General features: G+C 46.1%; 9 protein-coding genes. 3 read left to right on the top strand and 6 right to left on the bottom strand.

The features are described 5' to 3' along the window. Positions 1–32: 32 nt before the first annotated feature. Positions 33–782 (bottom strand): SDR family oxidoreductase, encoded by a 750-nt coding sequence (locus tag IE104_RS18555; RefSeq protein ID WP_189421328.1) that lies wholly within the window; start codon positions 780–782, stop codon positions 33–35. 147 nt (positions 783–929) lie between these two features. Here IE104_RS18555 and IE104_RS18550 point away from each other — a divergent pair, with 147 nt between their 5' ends. Next, positions 930–1,841: a LysR family transcriptional regulator gene (locus IE104_RS18550; RefSeq protein WP_189421326.1), complete on the top strand. Its 912-nt coding sequence runs from the start codon at positions 930–932 to the stop codon at positions 1,839–1,841. An 11-nt stretch (positions 1,842–1,852) separates the two neighbouring features. Here IE104_RS18550 and IE104_RS18545 read toward each other — a convergent pair whose 3' ends face one another. The 5 genes from IE104_RS18545 to glyQ all read right to left on the bottom strand — a co-directional run bounded on the left by IE104_RS18545 (position 1,853) and on the right by glyQ (position 6,872). Continuing rightward, positions 1,853–2,242 (bottom strand): hypothetical protein, encoded by a 390-nt coding sequence (locus IE104_RS18545; RefSeq protein WP_189421324.1) that lies wholly within the window; start codon positions 2,240–2,242, stop codon positions 1,853–1,855. Between the two features lie 53 nt (positions 2,243–2,295). Beyond that, a complete protein-coding gene (locus IE104_RS18540; protein ID WP_229838165.1) occupies positions 2,296–3,114 on the bottom strand; it encodes a lysophospholipid acyltransferase family protein in 819 nt (272 codons plus the stop codon). Further along, positions 3,059–3,640, bottom strand: coding sequence for a D-glycero-beta-D-manno-heptose 1,7-bisphosphate 7-phosphatase (gene gmhB / locus IE104_RS18535; RefSeq protein WP_189421322.1), 582 nt, complete (start codon positions 3,638–3,640; stop codon positions 3,059–3,061). The genes IE104_RS18540 and gmhB overlap by 56 nt, the downstream gene beginning before the upstream one ends. A 203-nt stretch (positions 3,641–3,843) precedes the next feature. Continuing rightward, positions 3,844–5,922: a glycine--tRNA ligase subunit beta gene (gene glyS, locus IE104_RS18530; RefSeq protein ID WP_189421320.1), complete on the bottom strand. Its 2,079-nt coding sequence runs from the start codon at positions 5,920–5,922 to the stop codon at positions 3,844–3,846. Continuing rightward, entirely contained in the window at positions 5,922–6,872 is a 951-nt protein-coding gene (gene glyQ, locus IE104_RS18525) for a glycine--tRNA ligase subunit alpha (protein ID WP_189421318.1), read from the bottom strand. Before glyQ ends, glyS begins: the two co-directional genes overlap by 1 nt. A 217-nt stretch (positions 6,873–7,089) precedes the next feature. On the opposite strand from glyQ, the gene IE104_RS18520 reads away from it, so the two are divergent. Next, entirely contained in the window at positions 7,090–7,236 is a 147-nt protein-coding gene (locus tag IE104_RS18520) for a hypothetical protein (protein ID WP_189421316.1), read from the top strand. 507 nt (positions 7,237–7,743) lie between these two features. Continuing rightward, positions 7,744–9,543 (top strand): ABCB family ABC transporter ATP-binding protein/permease, encoded by a 1,800-nt coding sequence (locus IE104_RS18515; RefSeq protein WP_189421314.1) that lies wholly within the window; start codon positions 7,744–7,746, stop codon positions 9,541–9,543. Positions 9,544–9,783 lie beyond the last annotated feature (240 nt).

Here is a 9,783-nt window from a genome sequence, read left to right as displayed (position 1 = left end):
TTCACAGTGCGGGGCTTTTTTATGCGGAATATTCACAGTTGGCTCATGCCACCATCAACAATCAACTCTGTGCCCACAACAAACGCCGCTATAGGTGATGCAAGGTAAACCACTGCACTCGCCACTTCCTCAGGTCTACCAAAACGTTTCACCGGAACTTGCGCCTGAATTTGTGCCGCCAACTCATTTAATTGTTCAGCAGGTACACCCAATTTGCCGTAGAGCGGAGTGCTCACTGGGCCAGGGCTAACCACGTTTACGCGAATTCCACGCCCAACCAATTCTGCTGATAAAGTTTTTGCGAAGGAAATCAAAGCCGCTTTACTGGCTGCGTAAACACTTGAGTTAGGCATACCTATATGCGCGTTAATCGAACCATTCAAAATAATCGCCGCACCTTCGTTCAGGATTGGCAGCAGCGCTTGGATCGTGAAGTAAGCACCTTTTACATTCACATTAAAGGTTTGATCCCACAAGTCTTCGTCTACACCTTCCAGCGGTGCGAATTTCGCAACACCGGCGTTAATAAATACTGCGTCCAAACGAATATTTTGCGCGCTTAAATGTGCTGCCAAGGCTTTAGCGGCGGCCAAATCGCCAGCGTCATTTTGTAGTGCGATGGTGTTGTTACCAAGTTGTGCTTTGGCATCATTCAAAGTCGCTTGGTCGCGGCCAGTAATCACCAAACGCGCGCCTTGTTGGGCAAATTCCACTGCAGTAGCCAAACCAATACCGCTGTTGCCGCCAGTGACGAGTACAGTTTTGTTGTTGAATTGAGTCATGATATTTCTCCGTTAATTAATGCTGATTTAGTTTTGGGTTGGCGGTTATTCGCAGCCCATGGACACACTTTATGATTTATGGTTTTATGCATCAATCAGCTAAATATTGTTAATTAATTCATGATTTATGAATGATTGAGGTGTGAGATGCTCGACCGCTTACGTGCATTAGAGGTGTTTGTGGAGGTCGTGCGAAAGGAAGGCTTCGCCCGTGCAGCGGAAGCGCTGGATACCTCGCCCGCCAATGTCACCCGTTATATCAGCGATTTGGAGGCCCATTTAGGCGCACGTTTGCTGAATCGCACCTCGCGCAAGATGTCGCTCACCGAAAGCGGCGAAGCGCTTTACGAGCGCGCCAAAAGTATTTTGGATGAAGTCGCTGATGCCGAATCCATCGCCAGCTCAGCAACCTTGCAACCGCGTGGGATATTGCGCATCAATGCGCCCATTAGTTTCGGTGTTTTGCACCTGGCACCGCTCTGGCCGCAATTTATGCAGAAGTATCCCGATGTCGAATTGGATATTTCGCTGGTTGATCGCGTCGTGGATATTGTGGAAGAAGGCTACGATTTAGCGATTCGCATTTCGCGCTCAGGTTCAAACTCAAACGCCGCGCGCAAATTGGCGACCTCGCATAATATTTTGTGTGCATCGCCAGACTATTTGCGCAAACACGGCAACCCACAAACGCCTGCGGATCTCATCAACCATCAATGCCTTGGATACACCTACGCCGCTAATGGCGACCAATGGATTTTAACGGACGAAAAAAATCAGGAGCATTCCGCAAAAGTTTCTTTTGTCATGCACGCCAACAATGGCGATACGCTACGCGCAGCTGCATTGGCTGGTGCAGGAATTTGTCGCTGCCCAACTTTTTTAGCGGGCGCTGATTTACGTGAGGGAAGATTAATTCGAATTTTGCCGGACTATCATTTGCCCGATATTGACGTGCTTGCGATCTATCCAAGCCGCCGACATTTAAGCGCAAAAGTGCGAGTGATGATTGATTTTTTAGTAAATGCTTTTAAAGACACGCCACCTTGGGACGTGGCGTAGAGTCAAAAGTGTTATTTAGGCAAAGGATCGGGTACAAATTTGAGGGTGGGAGCAAGAGTTAAGCATTCGGCTTTGTTTGATTGCAAATAGAAAGAACACAACTCTTGAGCGACTGGTTCTTTTGACTTAGGTATATTACATATAAAATCAATGGATTCGAGGGAGTCATCTTTAGATATCAAATATCCTTTTAGCTCTTTTGGAATTCCTGCGGCAAAATCTTCGTAGCCTCCATTCGTCATATCCGGAAAATCACCATGAATACTTTTGTATTGCAAAGTAAAAGCACCTAATTTTTTAAGTGCTTCAATTCGTTGCGATTGAGTTCCCTGACAGTCGGATGTTTCCCAAGCGTAAGCATGGGCTGTGAGTAGGGCGATAAAAGCGATAAACAGTTTCATGCATCACTCCTTCATGTCCGACAATCTGTATGAGTTCAATTTTTGCTAAATATTTAGCTGTCTTTCACCACTGGATCAGATAATTCGCGCACACCATCTTTACGTGCAATTGGCATTTTTGCAATTTCACCTTCAATCCAGTTTTTTACATCTTCCGTTAATTGCTTGCGATCTTTACCTTCGGTTTCAATCGGTTCGCTTAAGACAACGGTAATAGTGCCTGGATATTTTAAAAAATGTTTGTGTGGCCAGCATTCGGCAGCGTTGTGTGCGACAGCAATAATTGGAACGCCCGCGCTCACCGCAATATCAGCACCGCTGCGCGCATAGTTGCCTACTTGTCCGAGTGGAGTGCGTGTACCTTCGGGGAAAATTAATAAATTATTGCCTTCTTTAATGCGTTCAATGCCTTTGGTTTTTACATCTTTGAGCGCTTGAATAGGGCTGCTGCGGTCAATGGCAATGGGGCGCAAACTTGCTAAACCCCAACCAAAAAACGGAATGCGCAATAATTCTTTTTTAAGGATAGTACTCACCGGGCCAAAATAATATTGCAGGAACATGGTCTCCCATGTGCTTTGGTGCTTTGCCATAACCACACAAGGGTAGCGATCAAAATGTCGTTTACCAATCACGTTAAACTTTACGCCGCAGCAAATACGAATCCACAGCATCACAAAGCGATTCCACAAAGTCACAATGCGCCAGCGCCATGAATAGGGAAGCACAGGCCAAATAATCACGGCAATAAGACCGGCAATAGCGCCTGTTAAATTGTGGCCAAGGGTAAATAAAAAACTGCGTAAATAGAGCACGTTAATGTCCGTCAGGCTGGGCAATAATAAAATCGGCAGCGGCTGCCAAATTATCAAACACTTGTACTTGTTCGAGTTGCATAAGCGGTGAATCTGTTTGCAAACTTTGGTCGGTTAATTGCCCTAAGGTTTTTTCGCCGTTGCCGGTTTTTACCAGCGCTGGTTTGCAACCCTTGGTGATTGCCGCTTGCATATCGCGCAGGCTATCGCCCACAAAATAAAAACCTTCAGCAGAAATATTAAATTCTGCTTCAATGGCATCCACCATGCCCGGCATGGGTTTGCGGCATTTGCAATTATCTTCTGGCGCATGCGGGCAATAAAAAATTGCGCCTAACTCTGCGCCTTGTTCTTCTACCAAACCGGTAATTTTTTCGTGCATGGCTTCCAAGTCATCCAAATCAAATTTGCCGCGCGCCAAGCCGGATTGATTAGTAGCAACCACTACAGTGAAGCCCGCTTTGTGCAAACGTGCAATGGCATCAATGCTGCCATCAATAGGCACACATTCATCAGCCGATTTCACATAGTCAGCGCGGTCGTGATTGATGACGCCGTCGCGGTCGAGGATGATAAGTTTCATGGATTCAATCTCGCTATCTTTTTAAATTCAAGAACAAATTGATAGCTAGGATAAATTGTTATTTATTTGGGAATCGTCATCCTCACGTAAGCGGGGATCCAGCTCTTAAATTATCCGTCGAGGTGAATGCAACGAAAAAAGCTGGATCCCCGCTTACGTGAGGATGACGGCTCCCTATTTTTCAAGGAGTCGTCGATAAAGAATTAATTTTTCGCCGGAACCAAATAAGAAATATCCGCTACTTCCAAAAACAGCGCGCGTAATTGTTGCAACAATGCCAAGCGGTTTTGTTGCAAGGCTGCGTCATCACACATAACCATTACGCTATCGAAGAAGGCGTCTACAGGTTGTTGTAAATCGGCAAGTGCTGCGAGTGCTTTGGTGTATTCACGTTTATCAAATAAAGGCGTTACCAATTCCGCTTTGCCGCTAATCGCATGCGCAAGATTTTTCTCAGCATCTTCACGCAACAAATCAGCATGCACTACAGCATTTGCAGAAGCATTTTGTTTACTCAGAATATTGGATACACGCTTATTCGCAGCAGCCAAAGCTTGCGCTTGTGGCAGTTTGCTGAATTCATTAACAGCGAGTACGCGCTGGTTGATATCCAATGGCTGCGACAATTGTTTTGCGTTTACGGATTGGAAAACTTCTGCCGGAATCTGCGCATCTTCAAACATGGCGCGGAAGCGGTCGAGCATATAACTGAGGACTTGCTCTACCAGTTCATCGCCTACGCTCAGGTTGCTGTGTTGTGCTTTGGCGAAGGTGAGCAGCTCACGCAAATCCAACGCAAGATTTTTCTCGACCAGCAAACGCAGCACGGCGATGCTTGCACGACGCAGTGCGAACGGATCTTTAGAGCCGGTAGGCTGTTGGCCAATACCAAAAATACCGCTGATGGTATCCAGGCGATCCGCCAGCGCAATGATGGTACCAGTGATGGTGCTGGGCAATTGGTCGCCCGCAAAGCGCGGCATATATTGCTCGTTCATTGCGGCTGCAACTTCAGCATTTTCTCCATCGTTTTGCGCGTAGTAGTAACCGGCGATACCTTGCATATCGTCAAACTCGCCCACCATGTTGGTGACCAAGTCGGATTTGCACAACTGCGCAGCGCGCACGGCGGATACTTCATCGGCGTTCAATAATTTCGCAATGTGACTGGCGAGTTTGGCTACGCGCTCGGTTTTATCGTGAATGGTGCCAAGTTGTGCTTGGAACACGATAGTTTTCAAACGCTCGCGCAAAGATTCCAGTGTGGTTTTCTTATCGGTTTCAAAGAAGAAAGCCGCATCAGACAAACGTGGACGAATCACGCGCTCGTTACCGGCGATAATTTGCGCAGCGTCTTTACTTTGAATGTTAGCCACGGTGATGAAATTATTTTTCAGTTTTCCGTTAACATCCACCACGTGGAAATATTTTTGGTGTTCTTTCATGGAAGCAATCAAAGCTTCTGCAGGTACAGCAAGGAAACGCTCTTCGAATTTACCGGTAAGCGCTACTGGCCATTCAACCAGAGCGGTGACTTCGTCCAACAAATCTTCATCAATTGCTGCAATGCCATTGATCTTTTCTGCTTCTGACTTAACCTGCCTAACAATTTCTTGTTTACGTAAATTAAAATCAGCCCAAACGTGGCCAGTGTGTTTCAATTCTGATTCATAATCAGCTGCGCTTTTTAGTGAAATTTCATTGTTGTAATGAAAACGGTGGCCGCGACTAGTGCGGCCAGCTTGCAAGCCGAGCACGTTAGCGTTGATCACATCGCTACCGAACAGCATCACCAACCAGTGCACTGGGCGCACGAATTCTTCACGCTTTGCGCCCCACTTCATGCGCTTGGCAATTGGCAGTTTGGCGAGAGCATCGCTCACAACGCCTTCCAACAGCTCAACGGTTTTTTTGCCTTGGGTGTTAATGCGCGCAACCAATTTTTCAGCTTTGCCATCGCTTTCAGTTTTAAGTTCGCTTGCAGCAATGCCATTTTTTTCGGCGAAAGCAATGGCAGCTTTTGTCGGTTGGCCTTCTTTATCAAATGCGATTGCCGCTGGTGGCCCCCACACAGTCAACGACTTGGATGGCGTCTCACTGGCAAGGCCTTCAACCAATACAGCTAAGCGGCGTGGAGCAGCGAATGGCTTGATTGACGTAAAAGATAATTCTTCGGCTTTTAAATTGGCTTCGATAGATTCTACAAACGAAGTCATCAAATTCTTTAAGGCTTTGGGTGGCAGTTCTTCTGTGCCCAGTTCAACGAGAAAATCAGCAGACATTATTTTTCCTCCGCAATTGCAGAAAGCAATTCTGCACGTAAGGCTTCAGGTGCAAGTGGGAAGCCGAGGGCTTTGCGGCTATCGTAATAAGCTTGGGCAACAGCGCGCGACAATGTGCGTACACGCAAAATAAAACGCTGACGTTCAGTTACAGAGATTGCGTGGCGCGCATCCAACAAGTTAAATGCGTGCGAGGCTTTCATCACCAATTCATAAGCCGGCAGCGGCAAATTTTTTGCCATCAAACGCTGTGATTCTTTCTCGTAGAAGTCGAAAGCGTTGAATAGGAATTCAGTGTCAGCTTCTTCGAAGTTGTAAGTGGACTGCTCCACTTCGTTTTGATGGAATACATCGCCGTAGGTGACTTTGTCGCCGTTGGGGCTAACGGTCCAGACCAGATCAAAAATCGAATCCACACCCTGCAAGTACATGGCGATACGTTCGATGCCGTAGGTGATTTCACCGGTGACCGGGAAGCATTCCAAACCGCCCACTTGCTGGAAGTAGGTGAACTGGGTGACTTCCATACCGTTCAACCAGACTTCCCAACCCAGGCCCCAGGCGCCGAGGGTAGGCGATTCCCAGTTGTCTTCCACGAAGCGGATGTCGTGCACGTTGGTATCTATACCCATTTCGCGCAGCGAGCCCAGGTACAGATCCTGGATGTTATCGGGAGAGGGTTTGAGGGCTACCTGGAACTGATAGTAATGCTGTAGTCGATTAGGATTTTCGCCGTAGCGACCGTCTTTGGGGCGGCGGCAGGGCTGGACGTAGGCGGTGTTCCAGGTTTCCGGGCCAATGGCGCGCAGGAAGGTGGCCGGGTGGAAGGTGCCGGCGCCGACTTCGAGGTCGAGTGGTTGCAGGATCACGCAACCCTGGCGCGCCCAATAGTCTTGCAGGGCGAGGATCAGGCCCTGGAAGGTGCTTACGTCATAGCGTTTGTCAGACATGGAAGACCTTAATCTTATGAAGATAAATGAGAAGACAGAAAAATGCGGCGATTATAGCGGGTGGCGGGGCGTAATGGCAGGTTTGGCAAGCTTCGTCATCTGATTATTCTTTTTACCGTTCAGCTATAAGCCCTCAGCTGCTTAGCAAATCATGATTGAAACCATTCATAGCAACCAAGTTCTATTTAATATCTGTCGAGTAACGGAGGGTTTAATCATGTTAGTTTCCGGAACTGTTGTAATTATGGTCTTGGGCAGCGCTATGACCGCATTGATTGTGGTTTCCGCTGCGTTAGCGATTTGGGATAAACGTGAGGATTCACATCGTCGCCATTGGAAGCCTGCGGAAAGCTCTGCTCATTAATTGCATCTAATGCTCTTGAATGATGACGAGACATTGTTGCTGTCAGGAATTTGTTTTACATCAAGTAATCAAAAATTTGGTTTGATCTATATCAACAAGCACCTGCAACCAAAGGTTCACTCTATAACTGACCACAGCTTGTGTGGCCTTAATAGAGGATCGAATCATGTTTGTATCAGGTGTAGTAGCAGCGGCGTCTTTAGGTGGTAGTTTGGTTTTATTATTTGTAGCGGCAGTCGTGCTCGCCTATTTTGATAAAACTAGTGATACACACGGCGCCCATTGATGGCGAAAGAGGGAGTTAAATGCGTATTGGTAAACTAATAAGACATACGTGTTACTTCCTCTTCAATATTTTTAAATCCGGTTAAACAACCTATCGGGTTTATCCATCTATTCCAGTTCCAGCCGCCAGATAATTTCTTAGTGACCCACGTATAAATAAACCCAATTGTCTTCAAAGTCGTTATAGTGCTGCGAAACAATTGCATGTAAAAAGGTTTGCGTATGCGTGGAATGAGTCGCCCGGAACCTGTAGCCAAAAAAAATGGCGCAGATGTCAGTGTAAATATTGGCGAAACTTTTCGTTATTTATGGCCTTATCTTTGGGATTTCAAAGGGCGAGTAGTGCTTGCGATGCTAGCGCTCGTAGGTGCTAAGCTGACAACATTATTAATGCCTTGGGCGTTAAAGCATGTCATTGATGGCGTAGATCCCAGTTTGCATCCTGAGCTTTATCTTCCTTTATTCTTTTTGATTTTTTACGGAATTTTGCGTTTTGGTAGTGTATTTTTAGGCGAGATTCGCGATGCGCTTTTCGGTCGCGTCACCGAACGCGCCATGCGCAAAGTAGGTCTGCGGGTGTTCAAGCATTTGCATTCGCTGGAGTTGGCTTTTCATCTGGATCGCGCAACGGGCGGCATTAGTCGTGATATTGAACGCGGGACTAATGGCATTAGTTTCCTGATGCGTTTTTTAATGTTCAATATAGTGCCTACATTAGTAGAAATATTTTCAGTCGCTATTATTTTCGCCGTCGCCTTTTCTTATTGGTACGCAATTATCACTGTAGTTGCAGTATTAATTTATATTGCCTTCACTATCATCACCACCGAATGGCGCAACCGTTATGTGCGCGAAGCTAATCAGGCTGATTCATCCACAAACACTCGTGCAATTGACAGTTTATTAAATTATGAAACCGTAAAATATTTTAACAACGAAAAATACGAAACCGATACTTACGACCAATTTTTAGAAAAATGGGAAACCGCCAAACTCAAAAATCGTATGTCATTGCTAACCCTTAACTCAGGGCAGGCGTTTATTATTGCTGCGGCTATGACAGTTATGATGATCATGGCTGCCAATAGCGTAATCGCAAAAGAAATGACTATTGGCGATTTAGCAATGATTAATGCCTACATGATTCAGTTATTTATTCCGCTCAATTTTCTGGGATTTGTTTATCGCGAAATACGTCGCTCTCTCACCGATATTGAAAATATGCTGGCATTGCTAAAGCGGGATGCAAAGATTGTCGACTTGGAAAATGCCCCAGCGTTAAAAGTCACTAAAGGCGATATAGATTGGAAGCAAGTTAATTTTGCTTACAACAGCGACCGTCCCATCCTGCAAAATTTGGATCTCGTTATTAGGGCGGGAACGAAAGTGGCTATAGTTGGTTCATCAGGCGCAGGCAAAAGCACTGTTGCGCGCTTGCTCTACAGGTTCTACGACATCAACAGCGGTGCCATTGAAATTGATGGTCAAAATATTCAGCAGGTTACACAGGAATCGCTGCGCAAAGCTATTGCAATTGTGCCGCAGGATACGGTGCTTTTTAACACCAGCATTCGCGAAAATATTGCATACGGCAATCCGCAGGCGAGTGATGAAGATATTAATCGTGCAATAAGAATGGCGCATTTGGAAAACTTTATTGCCAGTTTGCCTGAGGGCGATAAAACCCTGGTAGGTGAGCGGGGCCTTAAAGTTTCTGGCGGAGAAAAGCAGCGAATCGCTATTGCGCGCGTGCTCTTAAAAAATTCTCCTATTTTGATTTTTGACGAAGCAACCTCAGCATTGGACTCACATTCAGAAGCGGCAATTGTTGATGCCATGCGCGAAGTGGCAGCAGGAAGAACGACTTTGGTGATCGCTCACAGGTTATCTACTGTTGTTGATGCGGATAAAATTATTGTGCTCGACAACGGTACTGTTGCAGAACAGGGAACGCATTTGGAGTTGCTGGGCCAGCAAGGCCGTTATGCACAAATGTGGGCCATGCAGTTGCAAGAAGAGTAAACACAACGCACAAATCTCAGTGCCATAAAGGCGCATAACGCAAAAATTTCTGCACCAAAACAAATAAATTGGTGCAGAAATTTATAGGCTTATCTGTAGTTCCCGCAAACTTTTAGCAAAATCCTGCCCCATTTTATTTCATTTTTATTCTCAAGCCCTGATTTTTAATGCTTGGCATGAGTTTCGCTATGTCCTCCCTGCACGAAATTTTTTGAAACCAAACTGACCAACACAAAGTGT

The sequence above is a fragment of the Cellvibrio zantedeschiae genome (assembly GCF_014652535.1).
Lineage (GTDB): Bacteria > Pseudomonadota > Gammaproteobacteria > Pseudomonadales > Cellvibrionaceae > Cellvibrio > Cellvibrio zantedeschiae.
Note: the sequence above shows the minus strand (reverse complement) of the source record. Positions and strands in the feature narration are given on the sequence as shown.

Coding starts and splice junctions, on each gene's coding strand:
- IE104_RS18555 (WP_189421328.1), bottom strand. CDS start 782: ATGACTCAATTCAACAACAAAACTGTACTCGTCACTGGCGGCAACAGC.
- IE104_RS18550 (WP_189421326.1), top strand. CDS start 930: ATGCTCGACCGCTTACGTGCATTAGAGGTGTTTGTGGAGGTCGTGCGA.
- IE104_RS18545 (WP_189421324.1), bottom strand. CDS start 2,242: ATGAAACTGTTTATCGCTTTTATCGCCCTACTCACAGCCCATGCTTAC.
- gmhB (WP_189421322.1), bottom strand. CDS start 3,640: ATGAAACTTATCATCCTCGACCGCGACGGCGTCATCAATCACGACCGC.
- glyS (WP_189421320.1), bottom strand. CDS start 5,922: ATGTCTGCTGATTTTCTCGTTGAACTGGGCACAGAAGAACTGCCACCC.
- glyQ (WP_189421318.1), bottom strand. CDS start 6,872: ATGTCTGACAAACGCTATGACGTAAGCACCTTCCAGGGCCTGATCCTC.
- IE104_RS18520 (WP_189421316.1), top strand. CDS start 7,090: ATGTTAGTTTCCGGAACTGTTGTAATTATGGTCTTGGGCAGCGCTATG.
- IE104_RS18515 (WP_189421314.1), top strand. CDS start 7,744: ATGCGTGGAATGAGTCGCCCGGAACCTGTAGCCAAAAAAAATGGCGCA.